Origin of the sequence: Roseburia sp. AM59-24XD (genome assembly GCF_003478445.1) — a bacterium.
Classification (GTDB): Bacteria; Bacillota; Clostridia; order Lachnospirales; family Lachnospiraceae; genus Jutongia.
Window position 1 is genome coordinate 53,412 of sequence record NZ_QUET01000018.1, and the last position, 18,690, is coordinate 72,101.

An 18,690-nucleotide genomic window follows, 5' to 3' on the forward strand; every position below is an offset into this window, starting at 1 on the left:
GATCAGAATGCAAGGTTTGTGCTGTATAAAAGAGAAGAACAGCAGACAGGGAGGCACCGGTAGGGGAAATGCAGCAACCGGTAAAGCTGACTTCGTCTGCAGGAAAAGGAGAGAAAACATGGGACAGGTAAAGGGACGGATCCACTCCGTGGAGACATTTGGTCTGGTGGACGGACCGGGTGTGCGCTATGTAGTGTTTCTGCAGGGCTGCCGCATGCGGTGTAAATACTGCCATAATCCGGAGACATGGAAGCCGGATGAGGGTGAATTAAAGACAGCGAAAGAGGTCTTTGACAAGGCGTACCGTTACCGCAGTTACTGGAAGAACAACGGCGGTCTGACGGTCAGCGGAGGCGAGCCGCTGTTACAGATTGATTTTCTGACAGAGCTGTTTACCTTAGCAAAGGAAAAGGGCATTCACACAACACTGGATACCAGTGCCAATCCGTTTGATCCGGATTCGGCAGAGTTTATGGAGAAGTTTGAGAAACTCATGGAAGTGACAGATCTCGTTATGCTTGATATTAAGGAGATGGATCCGGAGAAGCATAAGGCGCTGACGGGGCAGACGAATGAGAATATTCTGGCGCTGGCAGACTGGCTTAATGAGCATGGAAAGCCGATGTGGATCCGCCATGTTCTGGTGCCGGAGCTTACCGATGATGAGGCAGGCTTACAGGCACTGAGGGAGAAGCTTGACCGGTGGAGTAATGTGGAGCGGGTGGAGATCCTGCCATATCATACGCTGGGACTGTTCAAGTGGCAGAACCTTGGCATTGATTATCCTCTGGAGGGGGTACGAACACCGACGCAGGAGGAGGTCGAAAAGGCAGAAAAGATTCTGGGGATACGAAAGCAGCCGTGAGAAATAACGATTCATGAGAGTATTATGTCAACGAGAATTGCGAAGCAATTCTTGGAGGGCAAAACGCTGGTTTTGCCCTTTATAATATATAGGAAAATGCTCGTAACGTAGTGTTATGTCAACGAGAATTGCGAAGCAATTCTTGGAGGGCAAAACGCTGGTTTTGCCCTTTTTACAGAGAGGAAGGCAGTATTATGGTAAAGCATATTATTTTGTGGCAGTTAAAGGATGAATTATCAGAGGAAGAGAAACAGACCGTCAAGGCCGGCATCAAGGAGGGACTGGAAGGTCTTGCCGGAAAGGTTCCGGGACTGACGGAGGTACATGTGCAGACACAGGGACTTGCATCATCAAATGCAGATGTAATGCTTGATACTACACTTGTAGATGAGACTGCGTTAAAGGGCTATGCAGTGCATCCGGAGCATGTGAAGGTTGCCGACAGCAAGGTTCGCCCGTACACGAAGACAAGAGTCTGCATGGATTTTGAGGTATAAGGAACAGAGTAGAATTTGAAATATTGCTTGCAGTTCTTCGATGCAGAGCGTTTGCGGAATGGAGATTAATATGACACTTCAACAACTTCGATATGTGATCATGGTGGCGGAGACCGGAACGATCACAGAGGCAGCGGGGAAGCTTTATATTTCCCAGCCGAGTCTGACCAACGCGATTCATGAACTGGAAAAGGAAATGAATCTTGTGATATTTAATCGGACGAACCGCGGGATTTCTCTGTCCAAGGAGGGCGAGGAGTTTCTCGGTTATGCAAGGCAGGTACTGGAGCAGGCATCGATCCTGGAGGATAAATACAAGGGAAAGGGCGGCGGCAAGAAGCAGTTTTGCGTGTCCACACAGCACTATTCCTTTGCAGTCAATGCATTTGTGGATCTGATCAAGGAATACGGACAGGACGAATATGATTTCAGCATCAGAGAGACGCAGACCTATGAGATCATTGAGGATGTGGCGCATATGAGAAGCGAGATTGGAATTTTGTTTCTGAATGATTTCAATGAGGTTGTCCTGCACAAGATCCTGAAATCAAATGACCTGAAATTCCACAAACTGTTTGTTGCAAAGCCGCATGTATTTATCAGTAGAAGACATCCGCTGGCGGATCACAAGGTGATCACCAATGAGGAGCTGGAGGCATATCCGTATCTTTCGTTTGAGCAGGGAGAACATAATTCCTTTTATTTTTCGGAGGAGATATTTTCTGCCTCAGAGCGAAAGAAAAACATTCGTGTCCGTGACAGAGCGACATTATTTAACCTGCTGATCGGTCTGAACGGGTATACGGTCTGCAGCGGTGTCATCGACAAGAAGCTCAATGGAAAGGATATCATTGCGGTGCCACTGGCAGATGAAAGCGACATGCGCATCGGATACATAACGCATAACAAAGCGGTGCTTAGCAGGATTGGCATGACATATCTGGAGGCACTGGAAAAGTACCTCGGTTAGCCGGAGAGCTCACAGGAGGCAGGCGTCTGCATGATGGAAACAGAGAAGCTTAGATGAGTTGTTTATAGTTTTAAACTATGGACAACTCAATTTTTTTGTATTATACAAATGACAGAGGGGAACGTATAATGATGTCAACATAAAACAACGCGCCTGACGACAGAATGTCTTTGGAGAAGGATGAAAAGACAGAGCTGTGGTAGAAATGGAGGATGAACATGAAGACATCAGTAATTGGATTTCCAAGAATCGGAACTTTGCGTGAGCTTAAATTTGCATCGGAGAAATATTTCCGGAAAGAGATTGATGGAAATGAGCTGACCCAGACAGCGGAGGAGCTGAGAAAAACGCACTGGAAGTTGCAGAAGAAATCAGGAATTAATTTTATTTCCGGCAATGATTTCTCCTTTTACGATATGGTTTTAGATACGCAGTGTTGCTTGGAATTGTTCCGAAAAGATATCAGGAGCTTGGTCTTTCTGCGATTGATACATATTTTGCAATGGCGCGTGGTTATCAGGGAGAATCCGGTGATGTGAAAGCGCTTGCCATGAAGAAATGGTTTAATACGAATTATCATTATATTGTGCCTGAGATCGAGGATGACACGAAGATCACATTGAACGCAGATAAACTGTTTCATGAATATTTTGAGGCAAAGAGACTTGGAATCGAGACAAAGCCGGTTGTCATTGGCGCATTTACGATGTTAAAGCTCATTCGCTATACCGGTAAGAAAACGGCAGGTGATTTTGCAGAAGCAATTATCCGGGCTTATCAGGAACTTCTTGCAAAGTGCAATGAGGAGCAGGTGGAGTGGCTGCAGTTTGATGAGCCGTCACTTGTTAAGGACTTGGGTGCAGAGGACATCGAGCTGTTCCATCGGATCTATGATAATATTCTGTCTGATGCAGGTAAGTGCCGGGTGCTTTTACAGACTTATTTTGGCGATGTGAGAGATATTTATGCAGATCTGATCCGGATGCCGTTTGCAGCGATCGGACTGGATTTTATTGAGGGCAGACAGACCTGCGAGCTGATCGAAAAGTTTGGATTTCCACAGGATAAGATATTGTTTGCGGGACTTGTAAACGGCAAAAATATCTGGAGAAATCATTACGAAAAAACGCTGGGAACGGTTGCTGACTTGAAGAAAAAAGGTATTTCCGTTGTATTGTCCACTTCCTGCTCCCTGCTTCATGTTCCGTATACGCTCAAGCATGAAACCAAGCTTTCGCAGGAATTTACCTCTTACTTTGCTTTTGCGGAGGAAAAGCTTGCAGAGCTTAAGGAATTAGGACAGCTTGCCGATCAGGATAATTATCAGGAGAGCGAAGTATATCAAAAGAATAAGGCTTTGTTTGCCGGAGAACGTGACTGCCATAACGAGGAGGTTACAAAACGTCTTTCCGGTGTGATCGAGAAGGATTACATTCGTCTGCCGAAGAGAAGCGAGCGTCAGGCACTGCAGAAAAAGGAGCTTAAGCTTCCGGAATTTCCGACGACAACGATCGGTTCTTTCCCTCAGACAAAGGATGTCAAGGCGAACCGTTCTGCATTCCGCCGCGGAGAGATTTCCAAAGAGGAGTATGTTGCATTTAATAAAAAGAAGATTGCAGATTGTGTCAAATGGCAGGAAGAGATCGGACTGGACGTACTGGTACACGGAGAATATGAGCGAAATGACATGGTGGAATATTTCGGTGAGGCGCTGGGAGGCTTTTTGTTTACGGAAAAAGCGTGGGTACAGTCCTACGGTACAAGATGCGTGAAGCCGCCGATCATCTGGGGGGATGTATACCGTGATAAGCCGATCACTGTGGAGTGGTCTGTCTATGCACAGTCCCAGACCGATAAGATCATGAAAGGAATGCTGACAGGACCGGTTACGATCTTAAACTGGTCATTCCCAAGAGAGGATATTTCCATTAAAGAATCTATTTCCCAGATCGCACTGGCAATCCGTGATGAAGTGCTTGACCTTGAGGCAAACGGAATCCGCATGATCCAGATTGACGAGGCGGCTCTGCGTGAAAAGCTGCCACTGCGCAGATCGGACTGGTACGACGAATATCTTGATTTTGCAATTCCGGCATTCCGCCTGACACACAGTGGTGTGAAAGCGGATACGCAGATTCACACACATATGTGCTACAGTGAGTTTACCGATATTATTCCGGCAATTGACGATATGGATGCAGATGTCATTACCTTTGAGGCATCCCGTTCAGATCTGCAGATCCTTGATGCACTGCGGGAGAATCATTTTGAGACAGAGGTTGGACCCGGCGTTTATGACATCCATTCGCCACGCGTTCCTTCTGTAGAAGAGATGGTGCAGGCACTTCGTCTGATGCTGACCAAGATTGAGCCGGAGAAGCTCTGGGTCAATCCGGACTGCGGACTGAAGACAAGAGGTGTGCCGGAGACGGATGCGAGCCTCGAAACATGGTAGAGGCAGCAAAGCAGATCAGACAACAGTAATAAGGTTACCGGAAAAGGGGCAGATAAAAGAAACATCTGCGCGAGAGTGATGTCACTTCCCGGCAGAGAATGTATTAGAAACGAGGTTTACTATGAAAATCGCAGATATTTGTAAGAAGAAAAAGAGCTTGTCGTTTGAAATTTTTCCACCAAAAAGAACAGAGGATCTGGAAAATATTGACGAGACACTTTCGGTATTGTGTGAGTGTGATCCTGATTTTATCAGTGTTACCTTTGGCGCAGGGGGAAGCTCCAATTGTAACCGGACGATCGAGCTTGCCAAAAAGATCAAGAATGAATATCACGTAGAACCCGTGGTGCATCTGACCTGCCTTCATTATAATAAAAGCGAAATTGATGAATTTGCAAGGATTTTGACACAGGAGGGGATTCAAAATGTTCTGGCGCTGCGAGGCGACCGGAATCCTGATATTCCGGAGAAGGATGATTTTAAGCATGCCTCCGATCTGATCCGTTATTTAAAACCGAAAAGTGATTTTTGTTTTCTGGGAGCCTGCTACCCGGAATGTCATCCGGAATCAGATGGGAAGATTTCAGAAATGAAGCATTTGAAGGCAAAGGTAGATGCCGGCGCGGAGGTGTTGCTTTCCCAGCTGTTTTTTGACAATGAGCAGTTCTTCCGGTTTGTGGAGGACTGCAGGATCGCCGGAATTGGGGTGCCGGTCATTCCGGGCATTATGCCGGTGATCAATGCTCGCCAGATCAAACGGATGGTAACCATGTGCGGAGCTTCCTTTCCGGAGCGTTTTCAGAGGATCCTTCATAAGTATGAGGATAACAAGGAGGCACTTTTTGATGCCGGAATGTCCTATGCACTGAGCCAGATCATTGATCTGCTGGTCAGCGATATCGACGGGATCCATCTTTATACGATGAATAATCCGCTGGTGGCAAGGAAGATCTGTGATGGGATAAGGCACATTATTTAAGTTTTGCTAAGTTTCACTCAAAAATCTTTTGAAATAATTAGCACTCATCTCTTGTTATTGTGACATTGGTTTTGTCTAGTTTCATATAGTCCCGTAACGCCCTATTTACAAGGGATTCACGGATTTCAATGCGTCCGGCGTAAAAGACGTATTGTTACAGTTATTCAATAAGATTATTGGAGCGTAAAAATAGTATTGCTATTGTGCGGACATTTGCATATAATAAAGATAGATGGAAACACTATTCACGAAAGGAGATGTTTTATATGGCTACAAAATCAGCAAATTTATATGCAAGGATTGAACCAGATGTTAAAGAAAAAGCAGAAAGTATCCTCTCTACACTCGGTATTCCTGCTTCCAGTGCTATCAATATGTTTTATAAACAGATTATCTTACAGAGAGGACTTCCTTTTGAAGTGAAAATACCATCTGCCAGACCTGTTGACGTCAGCACATTATCAGAAGCAGAGTTCAATGAAGAATTGGAAAAAGGATATGCGGATATGCAGGCTGGACGGACAAAAAATGCGAAAAAAGCTTTTGCTGATATTCGCAAGGATTATGGCTTATGATATATGAAGTAGAAATATCCGAACAGGCTGACAGTGATTTGAGAGGAATTTTTGAATATATTGCTTTTGAATTGCAATCGCCGGAAAATGCAATCGGACAGCTTGACCGTCTGGAAGAACAGATATTAAGTCTGGATACGATGCCGGAGCGTTATCGGAAATATGAAAAAGAACCGTGGAAAAGCCGTGGGCTTCGTGTATTACCAGTAGATAATTATGTGGTACTTTATATTCCAGACAACGTTAAAAAAGTTGTAACAATACTTAGAGTAATGTATGCCGGACGGGACATAGACAATCAGTTAAATCTCCACACAAAGCAATAAAGAATATGATTTAAAGCAGTCTTTCATTTATGATCGACTGCTTTTTTCATGCTCAAAATTAGAAGAAAGGACTGAATTATGATGGAAGAATGTAGCGTATTGATTGAAACGACAAAATCAGCAGAGGATAAAACCTCTCGCTGGTTTGATTTACCCATTGATTATGAGCTGTTCCGTGACCTGCTTGGTGTAGAAGCTGACAGTGGCGATTATCAGATTATAGATATGAAACTCCCTTTTGCTGGCGATATTGTAAGAGCAACCAGCGTCAGACGATTGAATAAGCTGTACTTTGCTTACATGGAGTTACCGCCATTGACACCCACACGATATATGAAAAAGAAATCATTCAGCTAAGATTGAACGATACCAACGGTATTGAGAATTTCGTCAAGAACTTTGCGAAAGCCTACTACTCATGGGATACCAGCAAGGAAGCCATTGAAGCAAGGACAACGGAAATCAGTAAATACCTTACCAAAGAATTACAGGACTTGAGCGCCGATACCATCAGAACAGATATACCAACCAGTGCGACCGTTACAAATGTGCTGGTCTGGAATGTAGAACAGTCTGGAACGGACGATTTTACCGTTGCCTACGAAGTAGATCAGCAGGTAAAAGAGGGAGAACAGACACAGGCAGTCACAGAAAACTATACCGTGACCGTTCATGTAGATAAGGACGGTGCAATGGTCATTACCCAGAATCCTACCCTTGCTCCGTCGGTACAGAAATCAAAGTATGAACCGAAAGTACAGGAAGCCGATGTCAGGGTCAGTTCCGACACAGTTAAGGACGATAACTGGAAGATTATAGGATAAGAATAAAATCTGTGCTTAAAAGTGTAAGCACGGTTCATCTTTGTTGATATTTTGCAGTAATCTTATTAGTACATTATAATTGCCTTATGAGAGAAAAGTAGTGTGTAAAACAATTCGTTATTGTATTTTATGAAAAAATTAAATTTATACTATCTTTTTATTGCTCTCAATCGTTATACATTATAGAACGGGATAAATATTTTGAACTTCTAATAATGAGAAAGGGGGATTTTGTGTATAATGATTTTCTACTAATTAGAAAAATGAAGCAAGGTGATGATAATGCTTTTGATTTGTTTGTCCACAAGTATTATCAAGAAATTTTAAGCTACTGTTATCATCATTGTTTCGATCAAACATATGCGGAAGATTTAACGCAGGAAACTTTTATACGTTTTTTCACAAAATTGTCCGACTATCATTATAAAGGGAAAACACTGAATTATTTATATACGATAGCAGGTAATCTTTGTAAAGATTATTTAAAGAGGACAAAAGAAACACTTCTGGAAGAAAATGAATTTGAGGAAGAAAATCAAACGGAACAAATTTTGAATAGAGTTTGATAGAACAGATTTTAGAACAACTTCCAGATGATTCAAGAGAAGTGCTTACACTTTATTATTTTCAAGAACTAAAACTGACAGAAATTTCTGATACATTGCAAATTGGACTTCCACTGGTAAAGTATCGTTTGCAAAAAGCAAGGAAACAGTTAAGGGAACTTCTCGGAAAGGAGGAATTAGATGAATAAGAAAGAAAAGATAAAAAAATATAGGGAAAGCGTACAAGTGGAAGCCAACGAAGAAAAAATACAGGAAACAATTTATAAATCTAAAAATGTCTTTTTTATGGCAGAGCAAGAACGAATGCTTTCTTACCATGATTTTTTGTGGACACAGCTTCGTGTGATACAAAAAAGATGGTGGGTTTTTCAATTTATGATTTTAGTGGCATTATGGATTGCTTTAAGTTCTATCCATGATGAAATATATCTAAAAAGAAGTATGGGTGTAGTAGCCACACTATTTGTAATTCTTATTATTCCCGAACTATGGAAAAACAGGTCATGTGAATGTATGGAAATAGAAGCTACTTCCTATTATTCATTAAAACAAGTATATGCTACACGTATGCTGTTATTTGGTGTTACAGATATTTTTTTGATAACTGTATTTTTAGGAGTCGTTTCAGCAGGTTTACATTATGAATTGTCAGAATTAGTAGTTCAATTTCTTTTTCCGCTTTGTGTAACTGCCTGTATCTGTTTTGGGATTTTATGCAGTAAACACTCTTTCAGTGAAACGGTTGCGATTGTTCTGTGTGTGATATGGAGTGCAGTATGGCTTTTTATTGTTTTAAATGAAAACGTATATATCATGGTTACTGTTCCCATCTGGTCAGCACTGCTGGGTGCAACAATACTTTTTATTGCTTTTGCTATATATCGTGTTTTAAAGAATTGTAATCAATATTTGGAGGTGTCATTTGATGAAATTAGAGCTTGATGGTTTAACAAAAGAATTTGGAGATTTTACGGCTGTCAATCATATAAACCTCACTATGACAAATGGTGTGTATGGTCTTTTAGGTGTAAACGGAGCAGGAAAAACAACTTTAATGAGAATGTTGTGTACTCTTTTAAAGCCAACAAGCGGAACGATATGCTGTAATGGAAAAGATATTTTTAGTATGGACAGCGAATATCGTAAACTGTTGGGGTATTTACCGCAGGATTTTGGATTTTATCCCGAATTTACAGTGGAGGATTATTTACTTTATATTGGAGCGCTAAAAGGAATACGCCCTATTGTTGCAAAAAAGCGAGTAAAAGAATTGATTGCTAAGGTTGGTCTTTCAAAAGCAGCTCATAAAAAAATGAAAAAATTATCTGGTGGTATGAAGCGCAGAGCCGGAATTGCACAGGCTATGTTGAATAATCCTAAGATTTTAATACTTGATGAACCAACAGCAGGACTTGACCCAAATGAAAGAATTAGGTTTCGCAATTTGATTAGTGAGCTTTCAGAAGACAGGCTGGTGTTATTATCGACACATATCGTTTCGGATATTGAGTATATTGCGAATGAAATCTGGTTGATGAAAGACGGAGAAATTCTGCACAAAGGAAGCATTGATGAATTGATAAATTCTATGACAGAAGCGGTATGGGAATGCCTTGTACCGAAAAATAAGGTGTCTGATTTCATGGAAAAATATAAAATTTCCAATATGAAATCAGAAATAAATCAAGTTATGCTACGAATTATTTCTCACGAAAAACCGGTTGGAAATGCAGTGCGTGTAGAAGCGTCACTGGAAGATGTATTTTTATATTATTTTGGAGAGAAAGCAGGTGATGAAAATGCTACGCTATGAAATCAGAAAAGTGTTTTCTAAATCAAAAAATAGAATTGCTGTTATCGTATTATTCGTAATACTGGTGATAACAAGTATTTTAACGATTAACAAGGTGGAATTTGTTGATGAAAATGGAAATTCTTCTGTTGGAATTTCGGCTTCAAGAGATTTAAGAGAAGCTAAAAACCAATGGGCAGGTTATTTAACCACTGATACATTGAGTAAGGCACTGGAAGAAAACAAGACAATTAACAGTTCGAAAGAGGCATTGTCGGATGACATTACAGAACAAAATAAGGCATATGCAAAAAAGCAGGGCATAGCTGGTATTATGGATGTCATCATTTGTGCATTCAGTGATTATAGAGATTACAATTATTATGCGCCGGATCATATTTCTGATGATGAAGTTGGAACTATCTATGAAAGAAGAATTTCTACTTTAAAAAATTGGCTTGAGTCTGGAGGAGAAACATTTTCGCAGGCAGAAAAAGATTTTATGATTCAGAAATATGAAGAACTGAAAACGCCATTTTACTATGAATATATAGACGGTTGGTCTGCATTATTGCAAAATATATCAACCTTTATTCTGATGCTGGCTTTAGTCATCGGTTTTCTGGTATCCGGGATATTTTCGGATGAATTTCAGTCAAAAGCAGATTCCATTTTTTTCTCTGCACGATTTGGAAGAAGCAAGGGGATTTCCGCAAAGGTAGGAGCAGGTTTTTGTATTACTACAGGATTTTATCTAATGTTTGTATTTTTATATACGCTTATTGTACTTTTTGTATTAGGTGCAGACGGTGCAAACTGTCCAATCCAGTTAGATTTGTGGAGAAGTGTTTATAATATTACTTTTTTACAGGCATATCTTTTTATTGTTGTTGGGGGATATATTGGAACTGTATTTGCTTCTACGCTTGCAATGATTGTATCAGCACTCACACGCTCTACTCAAACTGCGATTATTGTACCATTCATTGTGTTATGTGCATTTCCGTTTTTAAGCAGAATTATTACATTGCCGGGATTATGCTCGTTCTTTCCAGACCAGCTATTAGAAGTTTATTTAGATATTAAAGAAGCTGGACTTATAACATTGGGAAATAAAGTAACAACAATAGCCACCGTTATTGTTCCTGTATATGCAGTGATATGTCTGGTTTTTCAACCTATACTGTACAGGGTTTACAAAAGGGTGGAGATAAAATAATTGAAACGATATAAAAGACGAAGAAGATTTAAAGTAAAAAAACTTTTTATCCTGTTATTTATAGTAATGTTATGTGCGATGGCAGGAAAGTTTCTTAATTCATTTTTTACAATGCCTTTTCTTGGTAGCATAACACATCATATAGCCAGTGAAGATAATGGCTGGAATTTGATTCTTGTAAATCGTGATAATTATATTCCTGCTGATTATAAAGTACAGCTTACAGAATTATCAAACGGTAAAAAGGTTGATTCCAGAATTTACCCAGAGTTGCAGGAAATGTTCGATGACGCAAGAGCACAAGGGTATTACAGATATGTCGGGAAAGAAGTTGCGTCGGAAATATACTCTCAAGGAATTTGTTTGGAAGAATATATAGATACGCTAGACTAGTATGGAGGTTGAACGTATGGAATGGATTTACTGTCCTAATTGTAATAACAAGACACGAATAAAAATAAGATTAGATACGGAATTGATAAATTTTCCATTGTAGCGATTCATGCAATGATCTGGGAGCGACCGTTGGAAAAGTAGTTCTGCCATGACCTGCAACACAGAATAATGATACACCCGTATGACACGGCTCAGCCCACAGGAATGGGAATGGTTGAGATACCAGCGGAGCTTGCCGAAGCCGTCTGATTGCTTGTAAAAAGCACATGGTAAAGGAGAGTGATACTTTTACTGGTGTGTAGAAAATGACGATAATACAGGTCGGTAAAAGGAGGGCTGACAGATGAACAAAACAAAAGAAAGACCAATCTCACAGCCGATAACGGTAAATATAGATAAATTGTCTGCAATGTTATCTTGTGGTCATGCTACTGCAAGAGAGATTGGAGAACAGGCAGGAGCAAAAATTATAATTGGACGTAGGGTTCTTTATTCGGTAGAAAAAGTCAAAAATTACCTCTCATATCTGGAAGAATAGCACCCTTTTTCATTTATGTTTCTTGTGATATATGGTATAATATTTATAGACATAACCACGTCATGAGAACAAAAAAAGGGGGCTATTACTGAAAGGAATGTTTCTCATGGCAAATAGCAGAAAAGACCATAAAGGAAGAAAATTAAGAGAGGGCGAAAGCTGGCGTAAAGATGGTAGATACAGTTACCGTTATACAGATATAAGAAGCGGAAAACGTCTGACAGTATATGCAAGAGATTTACCGGAATTAAGGGAAAAGGAAAAGCAGATTACAAAAGACTTGGAAGATAACATTTTAACTGATGGAGCAATCAAAAAACTTACTCTTAATAAATTGTTTGAAAGATATATGTCTACTAGGGAGCTGAAAGAATCCACTAGAGCAAATTATCTGAAAACATGGGAGAATCGTGTCAAAGATGAAATTGGAAACATCAAGGTTGTTCAGATTTTACCATCACACATCAAATCATTTTACTCAAAACTTTCTAAAGCAGGATATGCATATTCTACAATAAAATTTATTGACAATATGATTTGTCCGGCACTGGAAATGGCTGTTGATGATGATATTATCCGCAAGAATCCGGCAAAGTTTTCTATCAGTGATTATGGTAGACAGGCAGAAGAACGTATTGCCTTAACAGTTTTACAGCAGGAAAAAATGCTGGAATTTGTGAAAAATAATCAAGTATACAACACCTACTATCCAATGCTCAGAATCATGTTAGGAACTGGGGTAAGGTGCGGAGAACTGATTGGATTGACTTGGGAAGATGTAGATGTCAGAACAAAAGCGGTAAGTATTGACCATCAGTTGATTTATAAAGATTTAGGAGATGGCTATAAATTCCATATTTCCATGCCAAAGACGGATTCTGGAATCCGAACTATCCCTATGACATCAGATGTACAAAGAGCATTTGAAGAACAAAAGAAATTAAACTTTATGCTTCAAAAAGGAAAAGATGTTGAGATAGACGGTTATAAAGGATTCATTTTCATGGCAAAATCCGGCAGACCACTCATGCCTAGTGCGATAAACAATATCTTATATAATATTGTAGACGCATATAACAAAAAGAAGTTCAAATTGCAAAAACTGAACATAGAAATGCTGAATTGTTACCAAAGGTATCTGCTCACATTATGCGACATACGGATTGTACCAGAATGGCAGAAAAGAGAATAGACGTAAAAGTTCTTCAATATATTATGGGACACGCCCACATAGATGTAACAATGGACGTATATAACCATGTAAGTGAGATGTCCAGAATTGAGAGTGAAATCACAAGGCTGAAAAGCGTAGCAATTAGCTGACACCAAAAATAAAAAATTGGTGTCAAAATGGTGTCAAACCAAGAAAAAGTGATGATTATAAGGAAGAAAAAGTGTTGCAAACCTCGTAAAATCAAGGTTTGCAAAAAAATCTCAAAAATTAGCACTCGCCTCTTGACGTGGCTAACAAAAGGTGTTATATTGTAATCAGTCTGAGGGAGATACCTTAGAAGGATAGGATCTTCAGGATCCGGGAACTCTGAGAATAAGGGCTTTCAGACAGAGAGAAGAGTAAATAGAGAAGAGAGTAAACCTGCGGCGCAATCCGCAGGTTTTTGAGAAAGGCGAGGTGATTGCAATGAACATCAGTAAATTCACGACAAAGTCACAGGAAGTAGTGCAGGATTGTGAAAAGGTTGCTATGGACTATGGTCATCAGGAGATGGGGGAGGATCACCTTCTGGCAGCAATGCTGCGTGTGGAGGGAAGTCTGATCCCGAAGCTGATTGAGAAGATGGGAATCGATGTGGACGTCTTTCAGGCACAGGTTGACGGTGTTCTGGCAAAACGTCCAAAGGTGTCAGGCGGAGATTTGCGGGTAGACCGTTATCTGAATGAGACACTGATATATGCAGAGGATGAGGCAAAGCGCATGGGAGACGAGTATGTTTCCGTGGAGCATTTGTTCCTGAGTATGCTGGAGCATCCGAGCAGAGAGATGAAGGCATTGTTTAAGCAGAGCCAGATCACAAGAGAGCGTTTCCTGCAGGCGTTATCACAGGTTCGCGGTAATCAGCGTGTGACGAGCGATAATCCGGAGGCAACCTACGATGCCCTCGAGAAGTATGGTTATGATCTGGTGGAAAGAGCAAGGGAAGGAAAGCTTGATCCGGTGATCGGCAGAGACAATGAGATCCGCCATATTATCCGTATCCTTTCCCGTAAATCCAAGAACAATCCGGTACTCATCGGTGAGCCCGGTGTTGGTAAAACGGCAGCCGTAGAGGGATTGGCACAGCGTATTGTCAGAGGAGATGTGCCGGATGGACTTAAGGACAAGAAAATCTTTGCACTTGATATGGGATCGCTTGTTGCCGGTGCAAAATACCGTGGTGAGTTTGAGGAGCGTCTGAAAGCACTTCTGGAAGAAGTTAAGAAGAGTGAAGGACAGATCATTCTGTTTATCGATGAGCTGCACACCATTGTAGGAGCCGGGAAAACCGAGGGCTCCATGGATGCCGGCAATATGTTAAAGCCAATGCTTGCCAGAGGTGAGCTGCATTGTATCGGTGCCACGACACTCGACGAGTATCGTAAATATATTGAAAAGGATGCTGCACTGGAGCGTCGTTTCCAGCCGGTTATGGTTTCGGAGCCGACGGTGGAGGATACGATTTCCATTCTGCGTGGTATCAAGGAGCGTTATGAGGTATTTCATGGAGTAAAGATTACCGATGGTTCCCTGGTGGCGGCGGCAACGCTTTCCAATCGTTATATTTCAGACCGTTTCCTGCCGGATAAGGCGATCGATCTGGTGGATGAGGCGTGCGCAATGATCAAGACAGAGCTTGACAGCATGCCGGCAGAACTGGATGAACTCAACCGTCAGATCATGCAGCTTCGTATTGAGGAGCAGGCACTTAAAAAGGAAACAGATCATCTGTCTCAGGAGCGTCTTGAGACTCTTCAGAAGGAGCTTGCTGAGCTGCAGGAGAAGTTCGAGCATCAGAAGGCACAATGGGAGAGTGAGAAGGCAGAGGTTGATAAGGTAAGTAAGATCAAGGAGGAGCGCGACCAGCTGCGCAATGAGATGGAGCAGGCGCAGGCGACCGGTGATTATACAAAGGCAGCCGAGATCCAGTACGGCAGACTTCCGGAGCTGGAGCGTCAGCTTGAGGAAGCCGAGGAGAAAGCAAAGCAGCGAGGAGATTCCATGGTACAGGAGGCTGTTACCGAGGAGGAGATCGCCAAGATCATTTCCCGCTGGACCGGTATTCCGATTGCAAAGCTGACAGAGGGTGAGCGTGAGAAGACACTTCATCTTGCTGATGAGCTTCATAAGAGAGTGGTTGGACAGGACGAAGGTGTTGAACTGGTATCCGAAGCAATCCTTCGTTCCAAGGCCGGTATTAAGGATCCGACAAAGCCGATCGGTTCCTTCCTGTTCCTCGGACCAACCGGTGTCGGTAAGACGGAGCTTGCCAAGACATTAGCACAGGCATTGTTTGATGATGAGAATGCGATGGTTCGTATCGACATGAGTGAGTATATGGAGAAGTATTCTGTGGCTCGTCTGATCGGAGCGCCTCCGGGATATGTTGGGTATGAGGAAGGTGGACAGCTGACTGAGGCAGTCCGCAGGAAACCATATTCCGTTGTGCTCTTCGATGAGATTGAGAAGGCACATCCGGATGTGTTCAATGTGCTTCTTCAGGTGCTTGATGACGGACGTATCACAGATTCACAGGGGCGTACCGTTGACTTTAAGAACACGATCCTGATCCTGACTTCGAATATCGGTTCCACCTATCTGCTCGATGGCATTAAGGAGGACGGTACGATCAGTGAGGAGGCAAGGAGCCAGACAATGAACGATCTGCGGGCTTCCTTCAGACCGGAGTTTTTGAACCGTCTTGATGAGATCATTCTCTTTAAGCCTTTGACGAAGGATAACATCCACGGCATTATCAATATCCTGATGGATGAGCTGAATGGCAGACTTCGTGAGAAGGAGCTGACGGTAGAGCTGACGCCGGAAGCCATGGATCAGATTGTGGAGGATGCCTATGATCCGGCATTCGGTGCACGTCCGTTGAAGCGTTATCTGCAGAAGCATGTGGAGACGCTGCTTGCCAGACGGATCCTGGAGGATACCGTGCATGCGGGTGATACTATCACGATCGACAGTGAGAATGGAACGCTTGTGACACGTTAAAACAAAGAAACTGCAGGAGTTTAGCGCAGGAATCAAGGGGGAACGCTGATTTTCCCCCTTGTCTATGTTGAACACTTTCTTATACATTATAAAGAAAACCGTGAAGTTCGGAGATTTTCAGGTGTGTCCCATATTTAGGACACATATTATCCGAAGTTCACGGTTTTTATTTTTGTTATATTGGGAAGTATCTGCTTCCGTTAAAGTTGATTGTTATAATTGGTTTTATTGAATTTGCGATTTCTGCTATGTATTATTTCATATTTGCGGCATCAAACTCTTTGATCACTGCTTCGTCCGGAGCCTTTGTAAGAAGGCTTACGATCACGATGACTACACAGGATACCAGGAATGCAGGAAGCAGCTCGTAAATATCAAATGCACCGCCAAGAGGACGAACAAAGTATTTCCATACGAATACGACAACGCCACCGGCAACCATTCCGGAAAGAGCACCTGCCAGATTGCAGCGCTTCCAGAATAATGAGAAGAGCATAACGGCACCAAACGCACCGCCAAAGCCTGCCCATGCAAAGGATACGATACCGAATACGCTGGAATTTGGATCTCTTGCCATTAAAACTCCGACAACGGCAATGATAATGATTGTGATACGTGCAAGGAAAAGCTCTCTTTTCTCGGAGATCTTAATTCCAAGGAAATCCTTAACAACGTTCTGGGAGATACCGGAAGCTGCTGCCAGAAGCTGGCTGTCAGAGGTAGACATCGTAGCGGCAAGAACACCGGCAAGAATCACACCTGCAAGGAGTGCCGGAAGAATACCATGCTTGCTTAACAGATTGGTGATTGCCATGATGACTGTCTCCGGATCATCCAGAGCACCGATAGAACCGTATTTAACCATACCAAGACCAACGACACCGATGAATACGGCAACTGTCATTGCAATCACAACCCAGATCGTTGCGATACGGCGGGAAAGAACAAGCTTCTTTTCATCCTCGATGGACATGAAACGTACCAGAATATGAGGCATACCAAAATAACCGATTCCCCATGCAAGTGTTGAGATGATCGGAATGATTCCGCCGTACGACGAAGCATTACCGGTTGTGGCATCGTAAAGTTTTGTCAGGGAGAAATATCCCGGCAGAGAACGTGCATTATCCATGACTGCCGTGAATCCGCCTGCATTGCTGATACCAAAGACCATAACAGTGATCAGTGCGATACTCATAACAATACTCTGTACCAGATCAGTGGTACAAACGGCGCTGAAACCGCCCATCAGTGTGTAGCATACGATGACAAGAGCAGAAAGCACCATAGCTGTCATGTAGTCTGCACCAAACAGACTGTGAAAAAGCTTTCCGCAGGCAGCAAAGCCGGATGCGGTATATGGAATAAAAAAGATCACGATGACAAGAGCAGCGACTGCGGTAATGATATTTCTCTTATCATGAAAACGTTTTGCAAGGAAATCAGGAACGGTGATCGCCTTGATATTGCTTGAGTAGCGGCGCAGACGGCGGGCTACAAAGAACCAGTTTAACCATGTGCCGATGGCAAGACCGGCTGCGGTCCAGAAAGCACTGCATACCCCGGAAAGATAAGCGACTCCGGGAAGCCCCATTAACAGCCAGCTTGACATGTCACTGGCTTCGGCACTCATTGCGACAACGAGAGGTCCCATTTTACGTCCTCCCAGATAGAAGTCCTCTGAGTTTTTGTTCTGGTTACTGAACCGGATACCGATAAAGATCATACCTATCAGATATACGGCGATTGCGATGATAATACAAACGTCAGTCATTCTGAATTTCCTCCTTTGGTGTTTTGATGACAAAAAAATGATGTCCCATGATATATCCATAGGACATCCCAGTATTTAAAACTATACAACATAGAAGGAAGAGTGTCAAATTTTGGGAGTATCTGACTGTCGTTTGGTCTGTCGTTTCCGATACTCTGTAAACCGCTCTAAAGATAGGTGTGAAGGCATTTGCGCAGCTCTTCTTCGATAGAGATAAGCCGTTTGCACAGCTCTTTGGCATCTTCGGATGCGTCCTTGTACTGATTCATATATTTATACAGGGATTTGATTCCCATATCGCATCCGGAGGTCATCAGATCAGCCGCTGTTTCATCACTCTCATCAATTCCCATCTGCATATTTGTCTTCATCCATGCCATTCCTTTGGCAAAAGGGTTCGGATCCTTTTCATCGCTGTGGCATTCAAGCAGTGCAGCGTGAATATCATTGCCAAGTGCGGCATGATGGTCTTTTGTTTCATTCAGAAGATCTTTAAAATCCGGACAATGCACCTTTTCCATGATCTCGTCGATCGCGGAGACAGCCATTTTGCTTCCGGCATCGCATTCCTTTAACAAACAGATCGTATCGTTTTCCTGCATATTCATAATCCCGCCTTTCTCATCATATTCTGTGAAATAGTATGGAACGATACGGATAAAATATTCATTTTTGTAAAAAAGATTGATTAAATTCAT

Annotated in this window: 18 protein-coding genes and 3 pseudogenes; 19 read left to right on the forward strand and 2 right to left on the reverse strand. The window is 42.2% G+C overall.

Features of this window, described 5'->3' with window-relative positions; translation table 11 throughout:
• Positions 1–118 precede the first annotated feature (118 nt).
• The 19 genes and pseudogenes from pflA (at position 119) to clpB (ending at position 16,218) form a co-directional block, all read left to right on the forward strand.
• Complete coding sequence (gene pflA, locus DXA20_RS09935) at positions 119–865, forward strand: pyruvate formate-lyase-activating protein (protein ID WP_118560483.1); 747 nt, start codon at positions 119–121, stop codon at positions 863–865.
• Between the two features lie 194 nt (positions 866–1,059).
• Entirely contained in the window at positions 1,060–1,362 is a 303-nt protein-coding gene (locus tag DXA20_RS09940) for a Dabb family protein (RefSeq protein WP_022306447.1), read from the forward strand.
• Between the two features lie 70 nt (positions 1,363–1,432).
• Positions 1,433–2,332: a LysR family transcriptional regulator gene (locus DXA20_RS09945; RefSeq protein ID WP_022306448.1), complete on the forward strand. Its 900-nt coding sequence runs from the start codon at positions 1,433–1,435 to the stop codon at positions 2,330–2,332.
• Positions 2,333–2,550: 218 nt separating this feature from the next.
• Positions 2,551–4,816: pseudogene (metE, locus tag DXA20_RS09950) on the forward strand (5-methyltetrahydropteroyltriglutamate--homocysteine S-methyltransferase).
• Between the two features lie 92 nt (positions 4,817–4,908).
• The gene (metF, locus tag DXA20_RS09955) at positions 4,909–5,766 is read left to right on the forward strand and encodes a methylenetetrahydrofolate reductase [NAD(P)H] (RefSeq protein WP_118560485.1); all 858 of its coding nucleotides are present in this window, start codon (positions 4,909–4,911) and stop codon (positions 5,764–5,766) included.
• A 266-nt stretch (positions 5,767–6,032) separates the two neighbouring features.
• Entirely contained in the window at positions 6,033–6,341 is a 309-nt protein-coding gene (locus DXA20_RS09960) for a type II toxin-antitoxin system RelB/DinJ family antitoxin (RefSeq protein WP_118560487.1), read from the forward strand.
• Positions 6,338–6,667: a type II toxin-antitoxin system RelE/ParE family toxin gene (locus DXA20_RS09965; RefSeq protein ID WP_118560489.1), complete on the forward strand. Its 330-nt coding sequence runs from the start codon at positions 6,338–6,340 to the stop codon at positions 6,665–6,667. The genes DXA20_RS09960 and DXA20_RS09965 overlap by 4 nt, the downstream gene beginning before the upstream one ends.
• Positions 6,668–6,745: 78 nt before the next feature.
• On the forward strand, positions 6,746–7,024 hold the full coding sequence (locus DXA20_RS09970; protein WP_243100613.1) for a hypothetical protein: 279 nt from the start codon (positions 6,746–6,748) through the stop codon (positions 7,022–7,024).
• Positions 6,976–7,467, forward strand: a pseudogene (locus DXA20_RS09975) (conjugal transfer protein); the annotation flags it as partial. The gene DXA20_RS09970 and the pseudogene DXA20_RS09975, both read left to right, overlap by 49 nt.
• Before the next feature lie 257 nt (positions 7,468–7,724).
• Positions 7,725–8,057 carry an RNA polymerase sigma factor gene (locus DXA20_RS17805; RefSeq protein WP_330420752.1) on the forward strand — a complete coding sequence of 111 codons (333 nt, stop codon included), beginning with the start codon at positions 7,725–7,727 and terminating at the stop codon, positions 8,055–8,057.
• Complete coding sequence (locus DXA20_RS17810; RefSeq protein WP_330420753.1) at positions 8,054–8,245, forward strand: RNA polymerase sigma factor; 192 nt, start codon at positions 8,054–8,056, stop codon at positions 8,243–8,245. Before DXA20_RS17805 ends, DXA20_RS17810 begins: the two co-directional genes overlap by 4 nt.
• On the forward strand, positions 8,238–8,999 hold the full coding sequence (locus tag DXA20_RS09985; protein WP_118560491.1) for a hypothetical protein: 762 nt from the start codon (positions 8,238–8,240) through the stop codon (positions 8,997–8,999). The genes DXA20_RS17810 and DXA20_RS09985 overlap by 8 nt, the downstream gene beginning before the upstream one ends.
• Entirely contained in the window at positions 8,983–9,870 is an 888-nt protein-coding gene (locus DXA20_RS09990; protein WP_118560493.1) for an ABC transporter ATP-binding protein, read from the forward strand. The genes DXA20_RS09985 and DXA20_RS09990 overlap by 17 nt, the downstream gene beginning before the upstream one ends.
• A complete protein-coding gene (locus tag DXA20_RS09995; protein ID WP_118560495.1) occupies positions 9,857–11,068 on the forward strand; it encodes an ABC transporter permease in 1,212 nt (403 codons plus the stop codon). Before DXA20_RS09990 ends, DXA20_RS09995 begins: the two co-directional genes overlap by 14 nt.
• Positions 11,069–11,461: a hypothetical protein gene (locus DXA20_RS10000; protein WP_118560497.1), complete on the forward strand. Its 393-nt coding sequence runs from the start codon at positions 11,069–11,071 to the stop codon at positions 11,459–11,461.
• 16 nt (positions 11,462–11,477) lie between these two features.
• Positions 11,478–11,564, forward strand: coding sequence for a cysteine-rich KTR domain-containing protein (locus DXA20_RS10005; protein ID WP_330420760.1), 87 nt, complete (start codon positions 11,478–11,480; stop codon positions 11,562–11,564).
• A 243-nt stretch (positions 11,565–11,807) separates the two neighbouring features.
• Entirely contained in the window at positions 11,808–12,002 is a 195-nt protein-coding gene (locus DXA20_RS10010) for a hypothetical protein (RefSeq protein ID WP_118560501.1), read from the forward strand.
• A 106-nt stretch (positions 12,003–12,108) separates the two neighbouring features.
• Positions 12,109–13,325, forward strand: a pseudogene (locus DXA20_RS10015) (tyrosine-type recombinase/integrase).
• Between the two features lie 316 nt (positions 13,326–13,641).
• A complete protein-coding gene (clpB, locus tag DXA20_RS10020) occupies positions 13,642–16,218 on the forward strand; it encodes an ATP-dependent chaperone ClpB (protein ID WP_118560503.1) in 2,577 nt (858 codons plus the stop codon).
• A 253-nt stretch (positions 16,219–16,471) separates the two neighbouring features.
• Here the strand turns inward: clpB and putP are convergent, their stop codons facing one another.
• Together putP and DXA20_RS10030 are read right to left on the reverse strand one after the other, a co-directional pair.
• On the reverse strand, positions 16,472–17,992 hold the full coding sequence (putP, locus tag DXA20_RS10025; RefSeq protein ID WP_022306452.1) for a sodium/proline symporter PutP: 1,521 nt from the start codon (positions 17,990–17,992) through the stop codon (positions 16,472–16,474).
• Positions 17,993–18,159: 167 nt separating this feature from the next.
• Entirely contained in the window at positions 18,160–18,600 is a 441-nt protein-coding gene (locus DXA20_RS10030; protein WP_330420757.1) for a hypothetical protein, read from the reverse strand.
• Positions 18,601–18,690 lie beyond the last annotated feature (90 nt).

Excerpts from the sequence above, each read along its gene's own strand:
- DXA20_RS09990 (WP_118560493.1), top strand. The coding sequence starts at position 8,983 with ATGAAATTAGAGCTTGATGGTTTAACAAAAGAATTTGGAGATTTTACG.
- DXA20_RS10030 (WP_330420757.1), bottom strand. The coding sequence starts at position 18,600 with ATGAATATGCAGGAAAACGATACGATCTGTTTGTTAAAGGAATGCGAT.
- DXA20_RS10005 (WP_330420760.1), top strand. The coding sequence starts at position 11,478 with ATGGAATGGATTTACTGTCCTAATTGTAATAACAAGACACGAATAAAA.
- DXA20_RS09960 (WP_118560487.1), top strand. The coding sequence starts at position 6,033 with ATGGCTACAAAATCAGCAAATTTATATGCAAGGATTGAACCAGATGTT.
- DXA20_RS09940 (WP_022306447.1), top strand. The coding sequence starts at position 1,060 with ATGGTAAAGCATATTATTTTGTGGCAGTTAAAGGATGAATTATCAGAG.
- metF (WP_118560485.1), top strand. The coding sequence starts at position 4,909 with ATGAAAATCGCAGATATTTGTAAGAAGAAAAAGAGCTTGTCGTTTGAA.
- DXA20_RS10010 (WP_118560501.1), top strand. The coding sequence starts at position 11,808 with ATGAACAAAACAAAAGAAAGACCAATCTCACAGCCGATAACGGTAAAT.
- putP (WP_022306452.1), bottom strand. The coding sequence starts at position 17,992 with ATGACTGACGTTTGTATTATCATCGCAATCGCCGTATATCTGATAGGT.
- DXA20_RS09995 (WP_118560495.1), top strand. The coding sequence starts at position 9,857 with ATGCTACGCTATGAAATCAGAAAAGTGTTTTCTAAATCAAAAAATAGA.
- DXA20_RS09985 (WP_118560491.1), top strand. The coding sequence starts at position 8,238 with ATGAATAAGAAAGAAAAGATAAAAAAATATAGGGAAAGCGTACAAGTG.
- pflA (WP_118560483.1), top strand. The coding sequence starts at position 119 with ATGGGACAGGTAAAGGGACGGATCCACTCCGTGGAGACATTTGGTCTG.
- clpB (WP_118560503.1), top strand. The coding sequence starts at position 13,642 with ATGAACATCAGTAAATTCACGACAAAGTCACAGGAAGTAGTGCAGGAT.
- DXA20_RS09945 (WP_022306448.1), top strand. The coding sequence starts at position 1,433 with ATGACACTTCAACAACTTCGATATGTGATCATGGTGGCGGAGACCGGA.
- DXA20_RS09970 (WP_243100613.1), top strand. The coding sequence starts at position 6,746 with ATGATGGAAGAATGTAGCGTATTGATTGAAACGACAAAATCAGCAGAG.
- DXA20_RS09965 (WP_118560489.1), top strand. The coding sequence starts at position 6,338 with ATGATATATGAAGTAGAAATATCCGAACAGGCTGACAGTGATTTGAGA.